Consider the following 25,774-nt stretch of genomic DNA (forward strand, 5'->3'; position numbering starts at 1 on the left):
TTTCCATTCCCTTTTCCGTCAGAAAAAACGCTAGGCATTATTTAGCATCCATATATCAATAGTTATCCATTACGGACCTTAGTAGCGAAACCCATCCTATACAAATTAAATAAAACAAATATACGCAGCCACCAATCAAACAAAATCCGCCCCCTGACTAGTGCCCTGACTCAAAAATAATCGCCCATTTTAAGTACTTTTATACAGTTGATCGCGAACTAGGGAAATCCTGAAAAAACCCACTATTTGGCAAAATGCCTGTCTGGAGCCCCCGTACTTTCAAAACTTATTTTTTTGGATGCTGGGCTTTTACAGATCATTCCTACAGATCATTCCTAAAATTTGGCCTCCCACCCCTGTTTCTGGACCGCTGCAATATTTTGTTACTTACTTATCATTTGATTTTCAATCTTAATAGTTAATCATAAATTCAACTGCAACAGCCGCACGGCGCTTAAAATTCAAAGTCAAAAATTCAACTTCATCCTGCAATCAAGGTCACTTTAAAAACCGCATGAGACATAAAGCTCCGCTGCTTCACCGTATCAGTACGACAAGTAAAAACGTTCATTCCATTACCAAGGAGATGGTATACGGTGCAAGCTTCCTTACGCCAAAAAGTTCTCTGCTTACAGCAGGCTATCGACCCCAACCTGCCTGGCCTGTTACTTGAAGTCGTTTTTCACGTGGTCACCGATCTTTCCACTTCGCAGTTGGTATCGCGTATCGAAAGAGTGGCCGAGCGGCATGCCTCTTTGCGGCAACGCTTTGTCATGCGCGGTGGCATTTACTGGATTGAACAGGTACCACCGCAACAGCGACGCTACTGCCAGGTGCGCACCTGTAATGAGGCATCAACCAATGCACTGCTGGTGCCAAGCCGCGAGCACATCGGGGTTGAGTCTGAGCGACTGTTCCACGCCGAAGTCGTGGAGCGCAACGACGGACAACGCTACCTAGTCTTCCGTATCCATCACACCATCGCCGACCTGTGGTCTATCGGCCTGCTAATTCGTGATTTTGCCAAAGACTGTAAAGACCGCTCCAGCGTCACCCTGGTGCCAAGACCGATTGCCCCGGTGATCGACCGTGAGTTCTGGCTGCACCAGATGTCGCAGGACACGCCGTTTTCCTTGCCCATGGCCTCCCAGGACCAGCGCACGAACCGCCGCATGGTGCTGTCCTCCTTTGTCATCGACCAGGAAACTACCGCTACATTGGCCCGACTGGCCACGGCCTGCGCGGTGACCCCCTACGCCATTCTGCTCGCCGCACAGGTACTGGCGCTGTCCAGAATCGGCCAGAGTCACCGTCTGTCGCTCGCGGTTACGTTCCATGGCCGCAATCGGGGCAACAAGGACGCGGTGGGTTACTTCGCCAATACGCTTGCCGTGCCTTTCGATGTCAGGGAAAGCAGCGTGGGCGAGTTTGTCAAACGCACCGCACAGCGCCTGGATGAAACATCAAAAGCCAGCGTCGGTGCCGGTTATCCCGAATTGGCAGATTTTATGGCACCACAGGGATGGGCACCGACCGTCCCGTCTAGTGCGGTGATTTTCCAGCAGGATATGCCAGGCATGCCAAGGGGATTGGCGGCAGCCCTGCTGGGACTGGGCACGGTGCAATTAGGCGAGATGGCGCTGACCGCGGTACAGGCACCGCCCAGCATCGGCCCCTTTGCCACTGCGCTGCTGCTGACGCGCCATGACGGCCAGTTGCATGGCCGGGTCGAGGTCGATCCTGCGCAGCATCCCGGTTGGCTGGCAGATGCGATAGCCGGTCAGTTCGCCGCGATCCTGAGGGAAATGGTGCGTGATCCACACGCCAGGCTGTCAGCCGTGCCAGCGTGCCTGATGCACCCGCCAAAAGCCCAGGGCCAAGCGAGGCCGGGGCCCGCGTTAGAGACATTGGTTGCCGCCTTTCTCCGGCAAGTCGCCATCGCGCCGGACCAACCCGCGCTGCTTACGCCCCAGGCCACCATCAGCTATGGCGAATTGGCCAGTCGAGTAGCCAGGCTTTCGGCAGCCATGCGCCTGCGCGGATTCGAACCTGAACAATCCCTGGCGATACTCCTGCCTCGCGATATCCATCTCGTCCCGGCCCTGCTGGCGGTCATGGCCTGCGGAGGCTGTTATGTGCCCCTTAGTGAAGCAAACCCTGTCGAACTCAACCGTTCGATTCTGGCCAAGGCCCGCTGCCGCGCGATCCTCACCGACCAGGAGGGCGTGACCCGTCTCGCCCTCCTGGCGCCCTGCTGGTCCTTGAGCGACCTGCTGTCGATGCCCAACGCCCCGCTGCAGGACCAGTCCAGGCTTCAAGCCAAGGCCTACATCCTGTTCACCAGCGGCTCCACCGGGGAACCAAAAGGCGTGGCGATCACCCATGCCAATGCCGCCAACCTGCTGCATTGGGCGGCTCAGGATTGTGGCCCCGAGTACCTGGCGCAAACACTGGCGGCAACCCCCACGACGTTCGATCTTTCGATTTTCGAGATGTTTGCCCCTCTTGTGGTCGGTGGCTGCGTCCGGCCCGTCTCCTCGGTCATGTCGCTGATCGACAATCCGGCCCTGCTGACCGGCACGACATTGATCAATACGGTGCCGTCGGTGGCCGACGCCTTGTTGCAGCATGATGTGCTGGATCCCTCCCTGCGCATGCTCAACCTCGCGGGAGAACCGCTGAGTCGGGATCTTTACCTGAGGCTTCAGGAAAAGCTGCCCGCCACACGCATCGTTAACCTCTACGGCCCGACGGAAACGACAACCTACTCCACCGCCCTGGTGATCGAACCCGCTCAACAGGAAATCACCATCGGTTTTCCACTGCCTGGCACCTGGGTTGATGTCGTGGATGAAAACATGCAGAGCGTCGGTATCGGTGTGCCTGGCGAACTGATCATCCATGGACGCGGCGTGGCGCAAGGCTATGTCAGCGACCCCGTGCGTAGCGCTGCTTCCTTTTTGCCAGCACCCGATGGCTTGCGTTGCTACCGCACGGGAGACTGTGTCCGCTGGTTGCCCGATGGCCGCCTGGACTTTATCGGTCGACGGGATGATCAGGTCAAAGTCCGCGGTTTCCGGGTCGAGCTGGGCCCCGTTCAGGCCGCGCTGCATGCCATTGAAGCCATTCGTGAATCCGCAGTGGTCGTTGTCGCGAAAGGACAGCAGCGCAGCATCGTGGCTTTCGTCTCCCTGAAAAAGCCGAGCGAAGATGAGTCGGTGCAGCGCAATGGCATAAATCAATACTTACTTGGCGTACTCCCCTATTACGCAGTACCGGACAAGTTTATTTTTCTTGAAGCCCTGCCAAGAAACAAACATGGCAAGATCGATAGAACCCTGCTCTTGAAACATGTGCCCCAGACTGCGCAAGAGCGCAAAATGCGAGAGGCGAGCGACCTCGAACAACGCGTCGCCAACTGCTGGCAAACAATCATCGGCCATCACATCCAACTCAACGAGAACTTCCTGGAAATTGGAGGTCACTCGCTTTCCCTTACGCATTTAACCGGTCTATTGAGAAAAGAATTCAATATTCATATTTCACTACATGATCTCTGGATCAGGCCAACCATAGAACAACAGGCCGAATTCATTCACAAGTTACTAAATTCGGCACTGACAAAGCCTGCCGCCGCGCCAATCCCACGACTTGACCGAAAGATCTCTCATCATTAATCAGGAGTACCGCATGAACGTTGATACATGCCGGACTGCAGCTTTCCCTGCGTCATACGGCCAGGAACAGATCTGGTTTCTGAACGAACTGAACCAGAACTCCCAGCTGGCTTATACCATGGCGATGAAAGTATCTATTGTCGGGAAACTGAGCACACTGCGGTTGCAGCGCGCGGTCAACAAAGTGGTGGCCTCCCAGGAAGTTTTGAGAACCTCATTTGCCTATAATAACGAGAAGTTGAGCCAAGTCATTTCACCCTCCGCCACACTGACCATTCGCTGCGTGGAGTGCATTGACGATGTACAGACGCTGCAACGCCTGATCAACATGGAAGTTCAGCGTGGCTGGTCGCTAAGCAGCGCTCCGCTGTACCGCCTGCTGCTGATAACAACCGGCGACCGGCAACATGAGCTGATCATCTGCACCCACCATATCGCCTGCGATGGCATCTCGCTGCAACTGCTGCTGCAAAAAATAGTCGTCGCCTATCAAGGCCAAGGCCATGAGGGGGCACCCACAATCTTGGATGAAGAGGCCCTGCAATTCGTCGACTATGCGGCCTGGTCAAGACAGCACGAATATGCCGGACTCGAGTACTGGCGCAAGCAGTTGGCCGACGCCCCGACGATCCTGGATATTTCGACAAGGCCCGGCCGAAGCGAACAACGGACATTTGTCGGCGCGCGAATTCCTGTCGAGTTCAGCCACCACCAATGGCAGGCAGTGCGCCAGCTGTTCAGACCCCAGGGCATCTCCTGCGCAGCGGTGTTTCTGGCGGCCTACTGCGTCGTCCTGCACCGACTGGCCGAGCAGGACGACATTCTGATCGGGCTGCCAACCTCAAATCGCCTGCGCCCGGAGTTGGCACAGGTGATCGGCTACCTGTCCAATATGTGCGTGTTTCGCAGCCGGTATGGTCAGGACCAGAGCGTTACGGATTTTCTTCAACAGATTCAGCTGACCCTTACCCATCTGATCGAGCACGGGGAAACCCCTTTCCAGCAAGTGCTGCAAAGCGTTGAGCATACACGGCAAGCCGGTATGACTCCGTTGTTCCAAGTACTGTTTGGCTATGAGCAGGACGTTCAACGCACGCTGGATACCGGTGACCTTCAATTGACGGTCTCGGATGTCGATACCGGGGCCGCACGCCTCGATCTGTCGCTGTTCCTGTTCGAGGACCACGAACTCAACGTATACGGCTTTCTGGAATATGCCACGGACCGTATCGACGCTGCGGCTGCCGAAAACATGGTCCGCATGCTCACCAGAGTGCTGCGCGAGTTTGTCACGGCGCCGCAGGCCCCGCTGAACGCTGTACAGCTGGGGGCGGTGGACTCCGAAGAGCAGGCATCCGCGATTACGCCGGCATTCCCGAGCGTGCCAGCCCGACTGTTCGCGTTGACAGACAGCAATCCCAGTGCGACCGCGCTGCGTGACGAGCAAGGCGAACTGACCTATGCGCAGTTGCGCCAGCAGATCATGCAGGCGGCGGCTGCCCTGCGCACCCAGGGCGCGAAATCCGGTACCCTGATCGCGGTCATCGGCGAACGCGGCATCCCCTGGGTAGTCACCATGCTAGCCATCTGGCAAGTTGGAGGCATCTACGTTCCGTTGTCCAAGGACCTGCCCGAACAGCGTCTGCAAGGCATCCTGGCGGAACTCGACGGGGCTATGCTGATTACCGACGACAGCGCGCCGGAACGCTTCGGGCAACCTGTGACGCTGGCCATGGACGCGTTGTTGGCCGATGCCGCAACGCATCATGAGCAGCACGCGACGGACGCCAGCCTCCAGTCCGGTTACATAATGTTCACCTCCGGATCGACCGGCAAACCTAAAGGCGTGCACGTCAGCCAGGCCAACCTGGTCGCTACCCTGAGCGCATTCGGCCAACTGTTGCAGGTGAAGCCAAGCGACCGGATGCTCGCGCTGACGACCTTCTCCTTCGACATCTCGCTGCTGGAACTGCTGCTTCCCCTGATGCAGGGCGCCAGCGTGCAGATAGCCGCCCCACAGGCTCAACGGGACGCAGAAAAGCTCGCTGGCTATCTCGCCGATCTCCAGATCACCCTTGTCCAGGCCACGCCAGTGACCTGGAGGCTGCTACTGTCGACAGGCTGGCAGCCACGGGAAAGCCTGACCCTGCTGTGCGGAGGCGAAGCGCTGCTACCGGATCTGGCGGACAGGTTGTGCCTGCCCGGCATGACCCTGTGGAACCTCTACGGCCCGACCGAAACGACGATTTGGTCCACGGCCTGTCGCCTTCAACCTGGCGCCCCGGTGCAACTGGGCCATCCCATTCCCGGTACGCAAGTGGCCTTAGTGGATCGGAACCTGCGCAGCGTCCCCAGAGGGATAATCGGCGAATTGCTGATCTGCGGTCCCGGCGTCAGCCAGGGCTACTATCGCAACCCGGTTGAAACGGCGAAGCAGTTCGTACCGGACCCGGTTGCTGCAGGTAGGCGCGCCTATCTGACCGGCGACAGGGCGCGCATGCTGCAGGACGGTTCACTGGTCTATATCGGTCGACGTGATGACCAGATCAAGCTACGCGGCCATCGTATCGAGCTGGGAGAGGTCGAGGCAGCACTGCGAACACTGCCCGGGGTACGGGATGCCGCCGCCCAACTCCACGGCCAGGACGCAAGCCGGGGCATACAGGCCTTCGTCCAGCTTTGCGCAACGGTCGATGATAGCCGGATCGATATCGGCCACTGGCTCGAGATACTGCGCCTGGCACTGCCTGAGGCGTGGCTGCCGACTGAGTATTACAGAATCGATGGCATTCCCCTCACCTACAACGGCAAGCGGGACAGGAAACGCCTCCTGCCCCAGGCCGTCAGGCTGCAAACGCCCAGCCAGCGGGCCGCCCCCGGGAGTGACACCGAGACCCAGGTTCAGCAGATCTGGTGCGAGCTGCTCAACCTCGAGGATATCGGCGTCACGGATGACTTTTTCCAGTTAGGCGGCCACTCCATTCTGGTGGCGCGCATGGTCGAACGCATCGAAACCACGTTCGGACGGCGCGTACCTATCGCAGATATCTATTTTTCTCCGACGATCGCCCGTGTGGCGGCGACGCTGGATTCCATGGCATTCGAAAGAGGACTGGCTGCACACAGCATGAAAGGCGATTGGGAATTCACCGCCATCAGCCTTCAACACAACGCCGACAGCACAGTCGCCGTTCAGGAGAGATAAATCATGCAATGCCCCAACATCGATTCTTTCGAGGCAGCACTGCGCTCGCTGCCCGCTGCCCGCGACGCACTCGGTGCATATCCGTTATCCAGCGAACAAAAGCGCCTCTGGTTACTGGCCCAACTGGCGGGTATGGCAACGTTGCCGGTAACGGTGCGTTATGAGTTCACCGGCACGGTGGACTTTGCTATCGTGCAACAGAACCTGAGCTCATGGATCTCACACAGCGAGTCCCTGCGCAGCCTGTTCGTCGAAGTGCTGGGACGCCCCGTCAGGCTTCTGATGCCTACGGGCCTGGTGAAATTGGAGTTCTTCGATCACCCGCAGTCTGATGCCGACATGGCCGGGCACCTGGGTGCCGCCTTCGAACTCGATAAGGGACCGTTGCTGCGTGCGTTCATCACTCGAACCGCCGCGCAACACCATGAATTGCAACTGGTCGGCCATCCTATCGTGGTGGACGAACATGCCTTGCAACGAATTGCCCAGTCCCTCTTCCAGGCCGAACCCGATCATCATCACCCCGCCGTCGGTGCGCTGGCCGAGGTGTTCCAACACGAACAGACGCTGGCACGGGATGCGCCGACCACCGAGCAATGGCAGCAATGGGGAATAGGCCTTCAGGCGCCTGCTGCCACGGAAATTCCGACCGAAAATCCCCGCCCCACCATCAAGGGTTCAGATCGTCAGGTACATGAAGTCCTTACCGCATGGGGCGACCGATCAGTAGCAGAAGCCGATATCGTCGCCAGTTGGCTGGCGGTACTGATGCGCTGGCAGGGATCGCAATCGGCGCTTTGCGCAATCAAGGTGCGCGACAAGGCGCATGCCAACCTGATCGGCCCGCTGCAAACCTACCTGCCGGTCCGCGTCGATACACCGGATGACAGCACCCTGGAACAACTGCGACGTCAGGTGGAAGAACAGCTCAACGGCAACGACCATCCCTCCTTCTCCACGTTGCTGGAAGTTTGCCCGCCGAAGCGGGACCTGAGTCGGACGCCCTACTTCCAGACCGGCCTGCACCTCATCGCGGACGATGTTCAACAGCGCTCCACCCGCGCGGGTAACCTGACGCGCCTGTCAACGAAGCAGCCCTGCAGCGACCTTGACCTGTTCATCTCCTGCTGGATTAACGAAGGCACCCTTGGCCTGACGCTGGATTATGATTGCGCCGTGCTGAATTCGAGCCAGATTGGGGTTCTGGCCCAGGCGCTCATCAGCGTATTGTCAGCGCCCGGCAAGCAGCCAATCGCAACCGTTGCGCTGATGGGCCAGCAAATGCAGCAAACCGTTCTAGCTCAGGCCCATGGCCCGCGTACGACATTGCCACAGCTGACGCTGAGCGAACTGGTCGGTGCCAGCACGGAAAAATCCCCGCAGGGCATTGCGGTTATCGACCACAGCCAGCAACTCAGCTACGGCGAGCTATGGGCAAGGGCCGCACTGGTGGCGGCGAATATCAGCCAGCATGTGCCAAAACCCGGGAGCATCATCGCCGTGGCACTGCCGAGGTCGGCCGAGTTCATTGCCGCGCTGCTGGGGGTACTGCGAGCAGGTCATGCGTTCCTGCCCATCGATCCCCGTCTGCCCACCGACCGCATCCACTTCCTGATTGAAAACAGTGGCTGCGAGCTGGTCATTACCTCTGACCAGCAATCCGTGGAGGGGTGGCCAGAGGTCGCCAGGATACGAATGGAGGCGCTTGATCCAGGCATTCGCTGGGCGGCGCCCAAGGGGCTCAGCCACCGCGATGCTGCCTACCTGATCTATACCTCCGGCAGCACCGGCGCTCCAAAGGGGGTCATTGTCGAGCACAGGCAAGTCGTCAACAACATCCTGTGGCGGCAACGAACCTGGCCGCTGACTTCACAGGACAACGTGCTGCATAACCATTCGTTCAGCTTTGACCCCAGTATCTGGGCGTTGTTCTGGCCGCTGCTGAGCGGTGGCGCCATCGTACTGGCGGATGTCAGGACCATGGAGGACAGCACCGCTCTGCTCGATCTGATGATCCGTCATCACGTCAGCGTGTTGGGTGGCGTACCGAGCCTGCTCGGCACCCTGATCGACCACCCGTTCGCCAATGACTGCCGGGCGGTCAAGCTGGTGCTCAGTGGCGGCGAAGTCCTCAACCCCGAACTGGCACACAAGATTAAAAAGGTTTGGCAGGCAGACGTCGCCAACCTCTATGGCCCCACCGAAGCGACCATCGATGCGCTGTATTTTGCGATCAACAAAAACGGCGCCGGCGCCATTCCAATTGGCTATCCAGTCGACAATACCGAAGCTTATATCGTCGACCCCGATCTCAATCCGGTCCCTCCAGGCGTTCCGGGAGAAATCATGCTCGCCGGCCAGAACCTAGCGCGTGGCTATCGGGGCAAACCTGGGGAGACCGCGCAGCGCTTCCTGCCCAACCCATTTGGCAACGGACGCTTGTATGCAACGGGCGATCTGGGACGACGCTGGTCATCGGGGGCCATCAGCTATCTGGGCCGACGCGACCACCAGGTGAAGATTCGCGGGCATCGCATTGAGCTCAATGAAGTGGCTCATCTGTTGAGCCAGGTGCTTGAGCTGAAGGAGGCCATCGTCTTCGCCCAGCACGCGGGAACCGAACAGGCACGACTAGTGGCGGCCATCGAGCAACAGCCCGGCCTGAACAGTGACGGCATCAAACAGGAATTGCTGCGCCATTTGCCGGCCTATCTGATCCCCAGCCAGCTCCTGCTATTGGACGAACTGCCAAGAACCGCCACCGGCAAGGTCGACATGCTCAAGCTGAATCAGTTGACGGCCCCCCAACTGAACGACGCCACGGCCACGGAATGCCGTGTGCCACGCACCGACCTTGAACAGTCGGTCATGGAGGATTTCGCGCAAGTACTCGGCCTCGCGGCGGCAACGCTGGACACGGATTTCTTCGAGCAAGGCGGTAACTCGATTCTGCTCACACGCCTGGCAGGCACCCTGGCGGCCAAATACCAGGTGCAGATCCCACTGCATGAACTTTTCCTGATACCGACCCCGGCAGCGGTGGCGCAGGCGATTGAAATCTACCGTCGCGAAGGCCTCACGGCCCTCCTGTCACGCCAGCATGCACAAACGCTGGAGCAGGACATCTACCTGGAAGAACACATCCGGCCGGACGGCTTGCCGCATGCCAACTGGTACCAGCCTTCTGTCGTGTTCCTGACCGGAGCCACCGGCTACTTGGGGCTGTACCTGATTGAACAGTTGCTCAAGCGCACCACGAGCCGGGTCATCTGCCTGTGCCGCGCGAAGAGTGCCGAGCATGCCAAGGCCAGGATTCTGGAAGGCCTGAAAACCTACCGCATCGACCTGGGCAGCGAACTGCACCGGGTAGAGTGCCTCGAGGGCGATCTGGCTTTGCCGCACCTGGGCCTGAGCGAGGATCAATGGCAAACGCTGGCCGAAGAGGTCGATGTGATTTATCACAACGGCGCCCTGGTCAACTTCGTCTATCCCTACAGCGCGCTCAAAGCCACCAACGTGGGAGGCACGCAGACCATCCTGGAATTGGCCTGCACCACTCAACTCAAGAGTGTTCAGTATGTCTCCACCGTGGATACTCTCCTGGCGACGCATATCCCCCGCCCCTTCATCGAGGACGACGCCCCCCTGCGTTCCGCCGTCGGCGTGCCAGTGGGCTACACCGGCAGCAAGTGGGTGGCTGAAGGGGTGGCCAATCTTGGCCTCTGCCGCGGTATTCCGGTCAGCATCTTCCGCCCGGGGTTGATCCTGGGCCATACCGAAACTGGCGCCTCGCAGAGCATCGACTACCTGCTGGTGGCGCTACGGGGTTTCCTGCCCATGGGAATCGTGCCGGATTACCCGCGCATCTTCGACATCGTGCCTGTGGACTACGTCGCCGCGGCGATCGTTCACATATCGCTGCAACCGCAAGGCAGGGACAAGTTCTTCCATCTGTTCAACCCGGCGCCGGTCACCATCCGTCAGTTCTGCGACTGGATCCGCGAGTTCGGCTATGAGTTCAAGCTGGTCGATTTCGAACACGGTCGGCAGCAGGCGTTGAGCGTACCGCCCGGGCACCTGTTGTACCCGCTGGTGCCCCTGATCAGGGATGCCGATCCGCTGCCTCACCGTGCGCTGGATCCTGACTACATCCATGAAGTGAACCCCGCGCTGGAATGCAAGCAGACCTTAGAGCTGCTGGCCTCCTCGGACATCGCCTTGCCGGAAACGACAAAGGCCTACGCGCACACTATTTTGCGTTACCTGACAGACACCGGCTTCATGGCCAAGCCTGGCGTGTAGCGGATTGATCAGAAACAGGACGAATATCATGGAATCGATAGCCTTTCCCATTGCACATGCGCCCTTCATCCTGGGCTGCCCGGAAAACCTGCCGGCCACCGAGCGGGAGCTTGCCCCCTCTGCGGTGATGGCACGGCAGGTTTTGGAGTATCTGGAAGCGTGCCCCCAACCGAAAAACCTCGAGCAGTACCTCGGCACGCTCCGTGAAGTCATGGCGCAACTTCCCTGCGCTGCCACAGGGCTGATGACCAATGATCCACGGGAAAACCAGGAAACCCGGGACAACGATTTCGCCTTCGGTATCGAACGGCACCAGGGCGACACTGTTGCCCTGATGGTCAACGCCGCCCTCGATGCGGCGATTCAAACGGGCGAGCTGGTCCAGCGCAGTGGCGCCAGCCTGGATCACTCGGAATGGAGCGACATGATGTCCGCCGCGCAGGTGATCCTGCAGACGATTGCCAGCCCCCGGCTCATGCCCGAATCCCGCGTGATGTTCCAGGCACCGAAAAGCAAGGTCGAGGAGGATGATCAAGACCCCCTGAGACGCTGGGTGCGCGGCCACCTGCTGTTCATGGTCCTGTGCCAGGGCATGAGCCTGTGCACCAACCTCCTGATCAGCGCTGCCCACGATAAGGACCTCGAACTGGCTTGTGCACAGGCCAATCGGCTGATTCAACTGATGAACATCTCGCGCATCACGCTCGAGTTTGCCACCGATCTGAACTCGCAACAGTACGTCAGCCAGATTCGACCGACCCTCATGCCGCCGATCGCACCACCCAAGATGAGTGGCATCAACTGGCGTGACCATGTGGTGATGATCCGTTTGATGCGCCAGTCCACCGAGGCCTGGAACTTCATTGAACAGACCTACCCTCAACTGGCTGAACGTATGCGAACCATATTGGCGCAGGTCTACAGCGCTCATCGTGGGGTCTGCGAAAAGTTCGTTGGCGAAGAAAACACCAGTTTGTTGGCAAAGGAAAACGCCACTAACACCGCCGGCCAGGTGCTGGAAAACCTGAAGAAATCAAGATTGAAATACCTCAAGACAAAAGGTTGCGCCGGTGCGGGATAACGCCTGACTGCACCTCGCACACCATTAAAACCGGTCCGATATACGGAAAAGCAAAGGAGAGAACCATGCCGACATTCCTGGGGGAGGACGACGCAGTGCCATGCGTTGTCGTCGTTAACGCCGACAAACAATATTCGATATGGCCAAGCGCAAGAGACATTCCATCGGGTTGGTCCGAAGCAGGATTCAAGGGGGCACGCGCAGACTGCTTGAAACATATCGCGGAGATCTGGCCAGAGCCAACGAAATAGATACAACGTGATGCAAAAAAGATTGCGTGAAATATCAATTAACCAAAGCAAGGTAGAAAAATGACTTTTACCCATCGCACCACCGACCAAGTCAAGCCTCCGGTACTGGATATGCCCGGCCTGTCAGGCATTCTTTTCGGCCACGCCGCTTTCCAATACCTGCGAGCCAGCTGCGAACTGAATCTGTTCGAGCATATCAGCGACCTGCGCGAAGCCACCAAGGACAGCATCAGCAACCGACTGAAACTGCAGGAACGCGCCGCCGATATTCTGCTGCTGGGCGCTACCTCCCTGGGCATGCTGGTCAAGGAAAACGGCATCTACCGCAATGCCGATGTGGTTGAGGACTTGATGGTCACGGACGACTGGCAACGTTTCAAGGATACCGTGGCCTTTGAAAACTACATCGTCTATGAAGGGCAGCTGGACTTCACCGAGTCCCTGCAGAAAAACACCAACGTCGGTCTGCAGCGTTTCCCAGGCGAAGGGCGAGACCTCTATCACCGCCTGCGACAGAATCCTAAACTGGAAAACGTGTTCTATCGCTATATGCGCTCGTGGTCCGAACTGGCCAACCAGGACCTGGTCAAGCACCTCGACTTGTCGCGCGTGAACAAATTGCTCGACGCGGGCGGCGGGGACGCGGTCAACGCCATCGCCCTGGCCAAACACAACGAGCACCTGAACGTAACGGTACTGGATATCGACAACTCCATTCCGGTCACTCAGGGCAAAATCAATGAATCCGGACTCAGCAACCGGGTAAAAGCCCAGGCACTGGATATCCTGCACCAGCCCTTCCCCGGGGGTTACGACTGCATTCTCTTCGCCCACCAATTGGTGATATGGACCCTGGAAGAAAACACTCACATGCTGCGCAAGGCCTACGATGCGCTGCCAGATGGCGGCCGTGTGGTCATTTTCAACTCCATGTCCAACGATGAAGGCGACGGCCCGGTCATGGCCGCACTGGACAGTGTCTACTTTGCCTGTCTGCCTGCCGAGGGCGGCATGATCTACTCCTGGAAACAGTATGAGGGCTGCCTGGCGGAAGCCGGCTTCAAAAAACCCGTACGCACCGCGATTCCAGGCTGGACCCCACACGGCATCATCGTGGCCTACAAGTAATTCTGCCTCCTCCGACCTCACTGGGGCCGGAGGAGGCATTTCAAAATTTCAGTATTGACGCCACCTGGCGATAGGGACACCAACATGGCACGGCCACCCGAAACAAATGTTGCGGTGCCGCAACAGATAAGACAGCTTTTATACAGCCAACTTATTTCGCAATCGGTTCAAACCTTTTGTGAACTGCGCCTGCCTGATGTCCTGCAAGCAGCCGGCCAGCCCACCTCCATCGAACGGCTGGCTGAGCAGACACACACCCATATCAGTGCCCTGTCACGCTTGTTGAAAGCATTGAAGCCATTCGGGCTGGTAAATGAAACCGACGAAGGTTTTTCCTTGACCGCTCTCGGCGCCAGTCTGACCCATGACGCCTTTGCTTCCGCTCAGCCCAGTGCTCTGTTGATCAATGGTGAAATGGGCCAAACCTGGCGTGGCATGGCGCATACGATCCGAACCGGCGAATCCAGCTTCAAGATGCAATATGGCATCAGCCTGTTCGAGTATTTTGAACAGCACCCGGAACGCCGGGGCATCTTTGACCGTTCCCAGGACATGGGACTGGATCTGGAGATTCCGGAAATACTGGAGAACATCAACCTGCATGACGGTGAGATCATCGTCGATGTAGGGGGTGGTTCGGGGCATTTGCTGATGCACATGCTGGACAAGTGGCCAGAAAGCAAAGGCATACTCTTCGATTTACCCGTCGCGGCAAAAATCGCGCAAGAACATCTGCACAAGATTGGAAAAGCTGGCTGCTTCGAAATCGTCGCCGGGGACTTCTTCAAGAGTCTGCCAGACAATGGCAGCGCTTACCTGCTGTCCCATGTCTTGCACGACTGGGGCGACGAAGACTGCCAGGCCATATTGGCCACCTGCCGACGGAGCATGCCGGACAATGCGCTGCTGGTTGTAGTGGACCTGGTGATTGACCAGGGTGAAAGTGCCCAGCCCAATCCCACGGGCGCAATGATGGATCTTTACATGCTGTCCTTGTTCGGTATCGCCGGTGGCAAGGAGCGCAACGAGGTTGAATTCAGAACCCTCATTGAAAACAGCGGCTTCATCGTCAAACAGGTAAAGCGCCTGCCAAGTGGGAACGGCATTATCTTCGCCTACCCGAAATAGATGATCACCATCGCCCCTCGCCACTTTCCAGAGGGGCTCTTTATTTACGGGTCATTTCCCGCCTGCATGATTACAAGGAAAACACATGTCGACGCTGGTCTATTACGTAGCTGCCACCCTGGATGGTTACATTGCCACTCAACAACACAAACTGGATTGGCTGGAGAACTTTGCGCTGGGGGATGACGCAACGGCCTATGATGATTTTTACCAGACGGTCGGAGCGGTGGTCATGGGGTCGCAGACCTATGACTGGATCATGTCGAACGCTCCCGATGACTGGCCCTACCAGGATGTACCCGCCTTTGTCATGAGCAACCGGAATCGGTCAGTCCCCGCCAATCTGGATATTACCTTCGTACGCGGTGATGCCGGAGCCATCGCGGCCAGGGCCAGGCAAGCGGCGAAGGGCAAGAATGTCTGGCTGGTCGGTGGCGGCAAAACGGCAGCCTGTTTTGCCGACGCCGGGGAGTTGCAGCAGCTGTTCATCACTACCGTTCCGATCTTTCTGGGCTCCGGCGTTCCCGTACTGCCCGTTGACCGTGCGCTTGAAGTCGTTCTCAGAAAACAGCGGGCACTGCAGAGCGGTGCCATGGAATGCGTCCTGGACGTGAAAGCGGATTAACGCACGCAAGACGATCGTGTATCGAAACTCGCAGCGTCGGACCCCAAGGAAGAAACCAGTGAAACGTTTGGCATTGAGTTTATGTTTGCTGGCCGTTGTCGTTCTGGCGAGTGTTCATGGAATAGGGATGGTGAAACCCGCCGCCCTGACAGCCGCCGATGCTCGCGATATCGGCTATTTGAATGTACGCAATAATCTGGGCGTCATCGCCGCTGCCCCACACCCCACCGCGTCACCACGCCAGGCCGCTGTCAGGCATTACTTGCAGGAAACGATTGTGGGTATGGGTTACCAGGTGGTTGAGCAACCCTTTCGATTTACCATCGAAAGCATGGTGAACCGGCAGAAAATGCTCTACGCCGAGCTGAACGAGCACCAGCGCCAAGCATTCGATGCTGAGCTGGCCCGGGTGGGCGCGGACAGTTTTGAAAAGGAAGTGCGAATTCGCTCCGGCCTGCTGGAAGGCAACAGCGGCCACGGAATCAACCTGATAGCCTCACGCCGCGTACCGGGAGCGACCGCGACGGTCCTGTTCATGGCGCATTACGACAGCGTCGGAACCGCCCCAGGGGCCAGTGACGATGGCATGGCCGTCGCCTCGATACTCCAGCTGATGCGGGAAACCGTTACCCGCAGCGATGCCAAAAACAATGTTGTCTTTCTTCTCACCGATGGCGAAGAACTGGGTCTACTGGGAGCGGAGCGTTACGTCTCGCAGCTCAGCGCGCCGGAACGTGAAGCCATCCGCCTGGTATTGAACTTCGAAGCCAGGGGTAACCAGGGCATCCCTTTAATGTTCGAGACCTCGCAGAAGGACTACAACCTGATCAGGAACCTGAACGCAGGGGTTCGGGACATCATATCCTTCTCATTCACTCCCCTGATTTACAAGATGCTGCAAAACGACACAGACCTTACGGTTTTCAGGAAAAAAAACATCGCGGGGTTGAATTTTGCGGTCGTGGAGGGTTTTCAACACTACCACCACATGAGCGACACGGTGGAGAATCTTGCGCCAGAAACCTTGTTTCGCTACCAAAAGACAGTGCGTGACGTGGGTAACCACTTTATCCAGGGTATCGACCTCTCCTCCCTGAGCGCTGACGAGGACGCAACCTATTTCCCACTGCCAGGCGGCACGCTGCTGGTACTCCCTTTGCCCGCCATGTATGCGCTGGGCATCGCCTCGTTCGTGCTCTGCGGTCTTTGGGCGCAACGCTGCCGCACTCGCCGCCAGCATCAGGGCAAGAATTCCGCGCTGCGACCCATGGCCATTGTCCTGTTCGGCATTGCCTGCGCGGCTCTTGCTTTCTACGTCCCCAGCATTGCCTATCTGTTCGTCATCCCCGGCATGCTTCTGGCTTGCGCCATGTTGTTGCGAAGCCTCTCCATCTCCTATTCGATCATGCTGCTGTGCGCTTATGCCTGCGGGATACTCTACGCGCCTATCGTCTACCTGATTTTATCAGGCCTTAAAATGCCGGTCATTGCCGGGATCATTGCACTCATCCCCCTCTGCCTGCTGGCCGTGGGACTGGGCCCAGTGTGGGCGAAGCTACAATTTGACGACATTTAGCTTTGCTGGGGTTCTTGATCGGTCTCACGCAAAGCGTCGTAGAGCGTCGTCTTCCCGATTTTGAGCCGTATTGCCACTTCACGAACGTTGACCCCCTGTGTCAGCAGTACCCTCGCTATTTGCAATATACGGATCGATTCGGCTACACAGCGTTGCCGGAATTGGTCGATAAATTTGGCGGGAATGTCCTGAAACACTGCCGGCGCCAAGCCAATATCGTTGAGGCACTTGAGCTTGGCGATGGCGACCAATACGCTGTCCAAGCTGGCCTTGCCGGGATCGGTCTTGAGATTACTGAACGAGATGGCAGTAGCTTGCTCGCTGCGCGTGTCGTCGGGGTCGACTTCCTCGTCGCCCAGCAGTCGCTCGAGAGCCGCCTGGTCATCTGCACTCAAGCGCGTGAATGATCGCTTGCTGCCTGGTTTCGTAGCTGCGCACGGAAGAACGGATGACACGATCAAGGTGATCGCAGGCAGGTGGCTCCAGGCGTTGCGCACGAAACCAGTCATGCGCCATCTCGCGACCATGGCCGGCTTGTGGATCGAAGGGTAATACCTCCTCGCCTAGCCACTTGCCTAATCGTTGTAGGTCAGTTCCATTTGTAGGCCGGAAATCAAGAACGGCGCAGATGGTGCGCCGATGTCGTTGACCCTGTCTGCCGCCAAATTCATACGAGGCTAACATTTCGGCCGTCGTACTGAGCTGTATGGCCAGCCACTGCACGGCGCTTGGATCGAGTTCGTTGTGACACTCCGGAAATCTGCCGTGCAATTCCATACTTTTGAGCTGAACCGCGAAACCGATCCGACCTTTATTGGTCATGCCGGGCAGCAACGCGACCTCTTCAACAGTAAGAGTCCACAAGTCCTGATTGTCTGAATCATTCCATGAATACGCCACGGCAAGCCCTTCCATGTGTTGGTTGGGTGACGTACATGAAAATGGCGACCGTTTTGGCGGTGACGGGAAGTCTAAATGTCGTCAAATTGTAGCTTCGCCCACACTGGGCCCACATTGGGTTTTGTACTACCGATCGACCTTATGCCTGGCCGCATACAGACACAGCATCTCCATCGCCAGCGTCGCCGCCGCCAGTGAGGTAATCTCCGCGCTGTCATAGACCGGAGCCACTTCCACCACGTCCATGCCCACCAGATTGATCCCGCGCAGACCGCCGAGGATCTCGAGCGCCTGCACCGTGCTCAAGCCGCCGCACACGGGGGTTCCGGTGCCTGGGGCGAACGCCGGATCGAGGCAGTCGATGTCGAAGGTCAAGTACACGGGGTTGTCGCCGACCCGCGCCCGAATCGCCTCGACAATCGCTTCGCAGCCACGGCGATGCACCTGCCGCGCGTCGAGCACTTGAAAGCCTTGATGATCATCGTTGGTGGTGCGCAAGCCGATTTGTACCGAGCGTGACGGATCGACGAGCCCTTCCCTGGCCGCGTGCCAGAACATGGTGCCGTGGTCGATGCGCTTGCCTTCTTCGTCCGGCCAGGTGTCGCTGTGGGCGTCGAAGTGGATCAGCGACAACGCCCCGTGCTTGCGGGCATGGGCCTTGAGCAGCGGATAGGTGATGAAATGGTCGCCACCAAAAGTCAGCATCGCCGTGTCGGCATTGAGGATGCGTTCAGCGTGGGCCTCGATGCATTCCGGTGTCGATTGCGGCGAGCCGAAATCGAAGTCGCAATCGCCGTAGTCGATCACCGCCAGGTGATCGAACGGGTCGAAGGTCCATGGCCAGTGCCGTTCCCAGGCAATTCCGGTCGAGGCCGCACGAATGCCACGTGGTCCAAAGCGTGCACCGGGGCGGTTGCTGGTAGCGGTGTCGAACGGCACGCCACTGACGGCCACGTCGACACCGCGCAGGTCACGACTGTAGCGCCGGCGCATGAAACTGGTGATGCCACCGTAGGTACTTTCGGCGGCCGTGCCGTAAAGGCTGTCACGGGTGATGGCTTGATCGTTTTGCACAGGGGCGTCCATTGAAGGCTCCTTCATTTCTGGTTATTGGCGGCTACGGAAAGTGGTCCACAAGCGAGTGCGCTGACGCATGTCCTTGAGGCTCATGCTGCGGTCGGCGTAAAGCCGGTCACGCACATCGGCGGGTGGGTAAATGTCCGGATCTGTGCGCACTGCCTCATCCACCAGCGGCGTGGCGGCCTGGTTGGCGGTGGCAAAAAACAGCGTGTTGGTCAGCGCCGCGACGGACTCGGGGCGCAACATGAATTCGATGAACTGGCGGGCAGCCTCGGGGTGTGGCGCGTCCTTGGGGATCGCCAGGTTGTCCTGCCACACGATGGTGCCTTCCCTGGGAATCCGGTAGGCGATTTCAAACGGTTTGTTGGCCTTGCGCGCCTGGTCGGCGGCCATGCTGGCGTCACCGTTGTAGGTCAGCGCAAGGCAGAGGCTGCCATTGGCCAGATCGTTGATCTGTCGCCCACTGGCGACGTAAAGCACCGAAGGCTGCAATTGATGCAATAACGCTTGGGCCGCATCGAGATCGTGCTTGTCGGTGCTGTACGGATCCTTGCCCAGATAATGCAACGCCAGGCCGATCACCTCTTGTGGTGAATCAATGACCGCGATGCCACAGTCCTTCAGCTTGCTGGCGTATTCCGGTTTGAACAGCAGGTCCAGGCTGTTGAGCGGTACATTCGGCAGGCGTTTCTTCACCTCCTCGACATTCATCCCGAGTCCCAGGGTGCCCCAGGTATAGGGCACGCCATAGCGATTACCGGGATCGACCGCGGCCATCTTTTCCAACAGGTCGGGATCAAGATTGGCGTAGCCCTTCAGGCCCTCATGGGGGATGGCCTTGAGCGCACCTGCCGCCAGGCCGCGCGCCAGCACACTGGACGACGGGACGACCACGTCGTACCCGCTACCACCGGTGAGCAGCTTGGTTTCCAGTACCTCCGGCGCATCGAAGGTGTCGTAGCGCACATGGATGCCCGTCTCCTGCTCGAACCGTTGCAGGGTTTCAGGAGCCACGTAATCGGCCCAACTGTACAGATTGACCACCTTGTCCTCGGCCTGGGCCGAAGCGGCAACGACGAGCAACAGCGCGGGCAAACACAGCTTGAACATGGGAGCCATGACGAACACCTGACCAGAAGAAGTGGTTGCAGGATGCGTCGTCGGATACATTGGTGAAATATCAAGTTAATTAACCTGACTTTATGACGGAGTAATGTTTGATGCTCGGCCAACTGCATGATCTGGATCTGCAATTATTGCGGTTGTTCGTCAGCGTGGTGGAGTGCGGCGGCTTTAGCGCCGCCCAGGGCGAGTTGGGGTTGAGCCAGTCGAGCATCAGCCAGCAAATGGCCAAACTGGAAACCCGCCTTGGCTATCGCTTGTGCAGTCGCGGCAAGGGCGGATTCAAGATCACTCCCAAGGGCGAGCAATTGCTCAGCGCCACCCGTGGACTGTTCGAGTCCATCGAAGCCTTCCGTCATCAATCCAACGGCGTGGCCGGACGCTTGATCGGCGAAGTGCGTCTGGGCCTGTCCGAAGCCCTGGATCAATCGGTGCTGCAACGGGTGGCCAAAGCAATCCGGCGCTTCCGTGAGCGGGACGAGTCGGTGCGTATCGAGCTGATCAGCGCCATGCCCGGCGAGATGGAACGCCTGCTGCTGCAACAGCGGCTGGACCTGGCCATCGGCTACTTCTCGCAAGTACAAAGTGCGTTTGACTACCGCCAGTTGTTCATTGAAACCCAGCACCTGTATTGCGCCCCCGGCCATCCACTGTTCACTAACCCGGCCCCCGAAGATCAGGATCTGCAAGCCTGCGACCGGGTCGATCACCCCTACCGGTTCCTGCGCAGCGACGAACCCTTCCAGGGCAAGTTGTGTTCGGCGCGCTCCGAACAAGTCGAAGGCACCCTCGCCTTCATCCTTTCCGGCAAGCATGTCGGTTATTTGCCCAGCCACTTTGCCCGTGGCTGGGAAGACAAAGGTTTGCTCAGGGCCGTGCGTCGCGGCGACATGAGTTTCGATGTCGCGTTTCATCTGGCCCGGCACCGGGCTCAGGTGGCCGGCGATGCGCAGAAGGCGTTCGAAGAGGATCTGCTCGCGGCGTTTGCCTGAATACGCGTTGGTCTACGCTGAAACAGTGCCGGTCATCACCATGCAAAAATGCACAGATAACCTGCACTTATCCGGGTTGTACAAGGCAAATTTGCACTGATACGATCCGTCATCGCTCGCGCGCGAGCATCTCGATAAAGACAATAAAAGCAGGGAGTTAGTGATGACTGCTCAGGTTTCATCGAAGGGGGCGCAGTTCCTGGATGCCATGCAAAACGAAGTGCTGGCCGAAGTGCGCAACCACATTGGTCATCTGACCCTCAACCGCCCCTCCGGCCTCAATGCCCTCACCCTGGACATGGTGCGCAACCTGCACCGCCAGCTCGACGCCTGGGCCCAGGATTCGCAAGTGCATGCCGTGGTCTTGCGCGGTGCCGGGGAAAAAGCCTTCTGCGCCGGCGGCGACATACGCTCGCTGTATGACAGTTTCAAAAGCGGCGACACCCTGCACGAAGATTTCTTCGTCGAGGAATACGCCCTCGACCTCGCGATCCACCACTACCGCAAACCGGTGCTGGCCCTGATGGACGGCTTTGTCCTCGGCGGCGGCATGGGCCTGGTGCAAGGCGCGGACCTGCGCGTGGTCACCGAGAAAAGCCGTCTGGCGATGCCGGAAGTCGGCATCGGCTACTTCCCCGACGTCGGCGGCAGCTACTTCCTGCCGCGCATTCCCGGCGAACTGGGGATTTACCTCGGCGTCAGTGGCGTACAAATCCGCGCTGCCGATGCGCTGTATTGCGGGCTGGCGGACTGGTACCTGGAAAGCGACAAACTGGGCGCCCTGGACGAGAAACTTGACCAGCTCGAATGGCACGACACGCCGCTCAAGGACCTGCAAGGCCTGTTGGCGAAATTCGCCGTGCAGCAACTGCCTGACGCACCACTGGCAACGTTGCGCCCGGCCATCGACCACTTCTTCGCCCAACCCGATGTGCCGAGTATTGTGGAGCAACTGCGCCAGGTCACGATCGCCGACAGCCATGAGTGGGCCGTCACCACCGCCAACCTGCTGGAAACCCGCTCGCCGCTGGCCATGGCCGTGACCCTGGAAATGCTCCGTCGTGGACGCGAACTGCCCCTTGAGCAATGTTTCGCCCTTGAACTGCATCTGGACCGCCAGTGGTTCGAGCGCGGCGACCTGATCGAAGGCGTGCGCGCCTTGCTGATCGACAAAGACAAGACACCCCGCTGGAACCCGCCCACCCTCGAGGCGCTGGACGCCGAACACGTGGCGAGCTTCTTCAGCGGGTTTGACCAGAGCGAGAGCTGAGCCATGCACGATATCGAATTGAGCGAAGAGCAAGTCATGATCCGCGACATGGCCCGGGATTTTGCCCGTGGCGAAATCGCGCCCCATGCCCAGGCCTGGGAAAAGGCCGGCTGGATCGATGACGGTCTGGTGGCCAAGATGGGCGAACTGGGCTTGCTGGGCATGGTTGTGCCCGAGGAATGGGGCGGCACCTATGTCGACTACGTCGCCTACGCCCTGGCCGTGGAAGAAATCTCCGCCGGCGATGGTGCGACTGGCGCTTTCATGAGCATCCACAACTCCGTGGGCTGCGGGCCGGTGCTCAACTACGGCAGCGAAGAACAGAAACAGACCTGGCTGGCGGACCTGGCCAGTGGCAAGGTCATCGGCTGCTTCTGCCTGACCGAACCCCAGGCCGGTTCCGAGGCACACAACCTGCGCACCCGCGCCGAACTGCGCAACGGCCAGTGGGTGATCAACGGCGCCAAGCAATTCGTCAGCAACGGCAAGCGCGCCAAGCTGGCGATTGTGTTTGCCGTGACCGATCCGGATTTGGGCAAGCGTGGCATCTCGGCGTTCCTGGTACCGACCGATACCGCCGGTTTTATCGTCGATCGCACCGAACACAAGATGGGCATCCGCGCCTCCGACACCTGCGCGGTCACTCTGAACGACTGCACCATCCCCGAGGCCAATCTGCTGGGAGAACGCGGCAAGGGCCTGGCCATCGCCTTGTCCAACCTCGAAGGCGGCCGCATCGGCATCGCAGCTCAAGCACTCGGCATCGCTCGCGCGGCCTTCGAAGCGGCGCTGGCCTACTCCCGTGATCGGGTGCAGTTTGGCAAGACGATCAATGAACACCAGAGCATCGCCAATTTGCTGGCCGACATGCACATGCAACTCAACGCGGCGCGACTGATGATCCTGCACGCCGCGCGCCTGCGCACGGCCGGCAAACCCTGCCTGTCGGAGGCCTCACAAGCCAAGCTGTTTGCGTCGGAAATGGCGGAAAAGGTCTGCTCGTCCGCCATTCAGATTCATGGCGGTTACGGGTACCTGGAAGACTATCCGGTGGAAAAATACTACCGGGATGCGCGGATCACGCAGATCTACGAAGGGTCGAGCGAGATTCAGCGGATGGTGATTGCCCGCGAACTGAAGAACTACCTGGTTTGATGCCTTGTAGGAGCGAGCTCGCTCGCGATGGGGGTCAACGATGACACGGGGTACCTGAATCGCCCCGGTGCCCTCAGGTTTTTCGCGAGCAGGCTCGCTCCTACTAGGGATCTCATAAACACTGAGGTCCAATGTGGGAGCGAGCCTGCTCGCGATGAGGCTCGCAAGAACGCTACATCACTTACCCTGGAACTCAGCCTCGCGCTTGGCAATAAACGCCGCCATCCCTTCCTTCTGATCCTGCGTCGCAAACGCCGCATGGAACACCCGGCGCTCAAAGCGCACGCCTTCGGCCAGGCTCACTTCAAAGGCGCGGTTGACGCTTTCCTTGACCATCATCGCAATCGGCAACGACTTCTTGGCGATCAATGCCGCGACTTTCAGCGCTTCATCCAGCAGCTCATCGCTCGGCACGATACGCGCCACGATGCCGCAACGCTCCGCTTCCACGGCATCGATCAGACGACCGCTCAGGCACATTTCCATGGCCTTGGCCTTGCCCACGGCGCGGGTCAGGCGCTGGGTGCCGCCCATGCCCGGCAGCACGCCGAGGTTGATTTCCGGCTGGCCAAATCGGGCGTTGTCGCCAGCCAGGATGAAGTCGCACATCAGTGCCAGTTCACAGCCGCCACCCAGGGCGAAACCGTTGACCGCCGCGATGATCGGCTTGCGGCGGTTGGCCACGCGATCGCTGTCGCTGAACAGGTCGTCGATGTAGATCTGCGGATAGGTCAGCTCGGCCATTTCCTTGATGTCGGCACCGGCGGCGAAGGCTTTTTTCGAACCGGTCAGGACGATGCAGCCGATGTTCGCGTCAGCCTCGAAGCCATCGAGGGCCTGGTTCAGTTCGCTGACGATCTGTGCGTTCAACGCGTTCAGCGCTTGCGGACGGTTGAGGGTGATCAGGCCAACGCGGCCATGGGTTTCCAGCAAAATCGTTTCGTAGCTCATAAACAACTCCTGTTTTACATAAGGCCAGATCCCTTGTAGGAGCTGCCGCAGGCTGCGATCTTTTGACTTTGATTTTCAAGATCAAAAGATCGCAGCCTGCGGCAGCTCCTACAGAGGTCTCCTTTTCAAAGGTTGCGCGAAATGACCATGCGCTGAATATCGCTGGTGCCTTCGTAGATCTGACAGACCCGCACGTCACGGTAGATCCGTTCCAGCGGGAAGTCGTTGAGGTAGCCGTAACCGCCCAGGGTTTGCAGCGCCGAGGAGCATACCTTCTCGGCCATTTCCGAGGCGAACAACTTGGCCATCGACGCTTCGACCAGGGCCGGCTGGCCGCTGTCACGCAGGGCGGCGGCGTAGTGCACCATTTGCCGCGCCACGGCGATCTGGGTGGCCATGTCCGCCAGGCGGAACGCCACGGCCTGGTGCTCGATGATCGGCTTGCCGAAACTCTCGCGCTCACGGGCGTAGTCGCGAGCTGCTTCGAACGCAGCGCGGGCCATGCCCACCGATTGCGAAGCGATGCCGACGCGACCGCCTTCAAGGTTGGCCAGGGCAATCCTGTAGCCTTCGCCCTCCTCGCCCAAACGGTTGGCCACCGGCACCTTCACGTCTTCGAAGAGAATCTGGCAGGTGTCGGACGCATGCTGGCCGAGCTTGTCTTCGACCCGCGCGACGGTGTAGCCCGGTGAATCGGTCGGCACGATAAAGGCGCTGATGCCGCGTTTGCCGGCGCTCGGATCGGTCACCGCAAACACGATCACCACCCCGGCATTCTGCCCGGACGTGATGAACTGCTTGCAGCCGTTGAGCACGTAATGATCGCCGTCCAGGCGCGCACGGGTTTTCAGGCCGCTGGCGTCGGAACCGGCCTGGGGTTCGGTCAGGGCGAAAGCGCCGAGCATCGCACCGCTGGCCAGCGGTTTGAGGAAGCGCTCCTTCTGATCGTCGTTGCCGTACTTGAGGATCGGCACACAACCCACGGAGTTGTGCACGCTCATGATCGTCGAGCAGGCGCCATCGCCGGCGGCGATTTCTTCCAGGGCCATGGCGTAGGCCAGGTAACCGGTGTCGCATCCGCCCCACTGCTCTGGCACCAGCATGCCGAAGAAGCCCAGCCCGGCCATCTCGCCGATGGCTTCCTTGGGAAAGCGGTGCTCGCGATCCCATTCGGCGGCGAACGGTTTCAGCCGTTCCTGGGCAAAGTCCCGGGCCATGTCGCGGATTTGTGTTTGGTCGTCATTGGGGATCATGCCAAGTCCTTATAAATGAATTGCCCCTGTAGGAGCTGCCGAAGCCTGCGATCTTTTGATTTTTGGCGGTCTTGAAAT

18 protein-coding genes are annotated in these 25,774 nt (G+C 58.9%); 12 read left to right on the forward strand and 6 right to left on the reverse strand.

The features are described 5' to 3' along the window. Positions 1-596 precede the first annotated feature (596 nt). From KW849_RS18095 to KW849_RS18135, 9 genes are all read left to right on the forward strand, one after another. Positions 597-3,677, forward strand: a complete 3,081-nt coding sequence (locus KW849_RS18095; RefSeq protein ID WP_218430666.1) for a non-ribosomal peptide synthetase — start codon at positions 597-599, stop codon at positions 3,675-3,677. 13 nt (positions 3,678-3,690) lie between these two features. Further along, positions 3,691-6,882, forward strand: coding sequence for a non-ribosomal peptide synthetase (locus KW849_RS18100; protein WP_218430667.1), 3,192 nt, complete (start codon positions 3,691-3,693; stop codon positions 6,880-6,882). Positions 6,883-6,885: 3 nt separating this feature from the next. Continuing rightward, positions 6,886-11,184: a non-ribosomal peptide synthetase gene (locus KW849_RS18105; protein ID WP_218430668.1), complete on the forward strand. Its 4,299-nt coding sequence runs from the start codon at positions 6,886-6,888 to the stop codon at positions 11,182-11,184. A gap of 28 nt (positions 11,185-11,212) precedes the next feature. Next, entirely contained in the window at positions 11,213-12,265 is a 1,053-nt protein-coding gene (locus KW849_RS18110; protein ID WP_218430669.1) for a hypothetical protein, read from the forward strand. Positions 12,266-12,330: 65 nt separating this feature from the next. Next, positions 12,331-12,516 carry an MbtH family protein gene (locus KW849_RS18115; protein ID WP_218430670.1) on the forward strand — a complete coding sequence of 62 codons (186 nt, stop codon included), beginning with the start codon at positions 12,331-12,333 and terminating at the stop codon, positions 12,514-12,516. Between the two features lie 60 nt (positions 12,517-12,576). Continuing rightward, the gene (locus tag KW849_RS18120) at positions 12,577-13,644 is read left to right on the forward strand and encodes a methyltransferase (protein WP_305729724.1); all 1,068 of its coding nucleotides are present in this window, start codon (positions 12,577-12,579) and stop codon (positions 13,642-13,644) included. Positions 13,645-13,698: 54 nt separating this feature from the next. Next, positions 13,699-14,772, forward strand: a complete 1,074-nt coding sequence (locus KW849_RS18125; RefSeq protein WP_218430671.1) for a methyltransferase — start codon at positions 13,699-13,701, stop codon at positions 14,770-14,772. Positions 14,773-14,857: 85 nt separating this feature from the next. Further along, positions 14,858-15,397, forward strand: a complete 540-nt coding sequence (locus KW849_RS18130; RefSeq protein WP_256357275.1) for a dihydrofolate reductase family protein — start codon at positions 14,858-14,860, stop codon at positions 15,395-15,397. Between the two features lie 58 nt (positions 15,398-15,455). Then, positions 15,456-16,973 carry a M28 family metallopeptidase gene (locus tag KW849_RS18135; protein WP_218430672.1) on the forward strand — a complete coding sequence of 506 codons (1,518 nt, stop codon included), beginning with the start codon at positions 15,456-15,458 and terminating at the stop codon, positions 16,971-16,973. Here the strand turns inward: KW849_RS18135 and KW849_RS18140 are convergent. From KW849_RS18140 to KW849_RS18155, 4 genes are all read right to left on the reverse strand, one after another. Continuing rightward, positions 16,970-17,368, reverse strand: coding sequence for a hypothetical protein (locus tag KW849_RS18140; RefSeq protein WP_218430870.1), 399 nt, complete (start codon positions 17,366-17,368; stop codon positions 16,970-16,972). The genes KW849_RS18135 and KW849_RS18140 overlap by 4 nt on opposite strands. Further along, on the reverse strand, positions 17,355-17,873 hold the full coding sequence (locus tag KW849_RS18145; RefSeq protein ID WP_218430673.1) for a DUF4158 domain-containing protein: 519 nt from the start codon (positions 17,871-17,873) through the stop codon (positions 17,355-17,357). The genes KW849_RS18140 and KW849_RS18145 overlap by 14 nt, the downstream gene beginning before the upstream one ends. A gap of 126 nt (positions 17,874-17,999) precedes the next feature. Beyond that, complete coding sequence (gene speB / locus KW849_RS18150; RefSeq protein WP_218430674.1) at positions 18,000-18,959, reverse strand: agmatinase; 960 nt, start codon at positions 18,957-18,959, stop codon at positions 18,000-18,002. Positions 18,960-18,980: 21 nt separating this feature from the next. Beyond that, positions 18,981-20,072, reverse strand: coding sequence for a polyamine ABC transporter substrate-binding protein (locus KW849_RS18155; RefSeq protein WP_218430675.1), 1,092 nt, complete (start codon positions 20,070-20,072; stop codon positions 18,981-18,983). A gap of 101 nt (positions 20,073-20,173) precedes the next feature. Here KW849_RS18155 and KW849_RS18160 point away from each other — a divergent pair, with 101 nt between their 5' ends. From KW849_RS18160 to KW849_RS18170, 3 genes are all read left to right on the forward strand, one after another. Then, positions 20,174-21,067 carry a LysR family transcriptional regulator gene (locus tag KW849_RS18160; protein WP_218430676.1) on the forward strand — a complete coding sequence of 298 codons (894 nt, stop codon included), beginning with the start codon at positions 20,174-20,176 and terminating at the stop codon, positions 21,065-21,067. Between the two features lie 163 nt (positions 21,068-21,230). Continuing rightward, positions 21,231-22,337, forward strand: a complete 1,107-nt coding sequence (locus KW849_RS18165) for an enoyl-CoA hydratase/isomerase family protein (RefSeq protein WP_218430677.1) — start codon at positions 21,231-21,233, stop codon at positions 22,335-22,337. Positions 22,338-22,340: 3 nt separating this feature from the next. Next, entirely contained in the window at positions 22,341-23,492 is a 1,152-nt protein-coding gene (locus KW849_RS18170; RefSeq protein WP_218430678.1) for an acyl-CoA dehydrogenase family protein, read from the forward strand. A gap of 177 nt (positions 23,493-23,669) precedes the next feature. On the opposite strand, the gene KW849_RS18175 is transcribed toward KW849_RS18170, so the two are convergent. Then, positions 23,670-24,443: an enoyl-CoA hydratase gene (locus KW849_RS18175; RefSeq protein WP_218430679.1), complete on the reverse strand. Its 774-nt coding sequence runs from the start codon at positions 24,441-24,443 to the stop codon at positions 23,670-23,672. A 125-nt stretch (positions 24,444-24,568) separates the two neighbouring features. Beyond that, entirely contained in the window at positions 24,569-25,696 is a 1,128-nt protein-coding gene (locus tag KW849_RS18180) for an acyl-CoA dehydrogenase (protein ID WP_218430680.1), read from the reverse strand. Between the last annotated feature and the right edge of the window lie 78 nt (positions 25,697-25,774).

It is taken from the genome of Pseudomonas sp. PDM26 (genome assembly GCF_019219185.1).
Taxonomy (GTDB): domain Bacteria; phylum Pseudomonadota; class Gammaproteobacteria; order Pseudomonadales; family Pseudomonadaceae; genus Aquipseudomonas.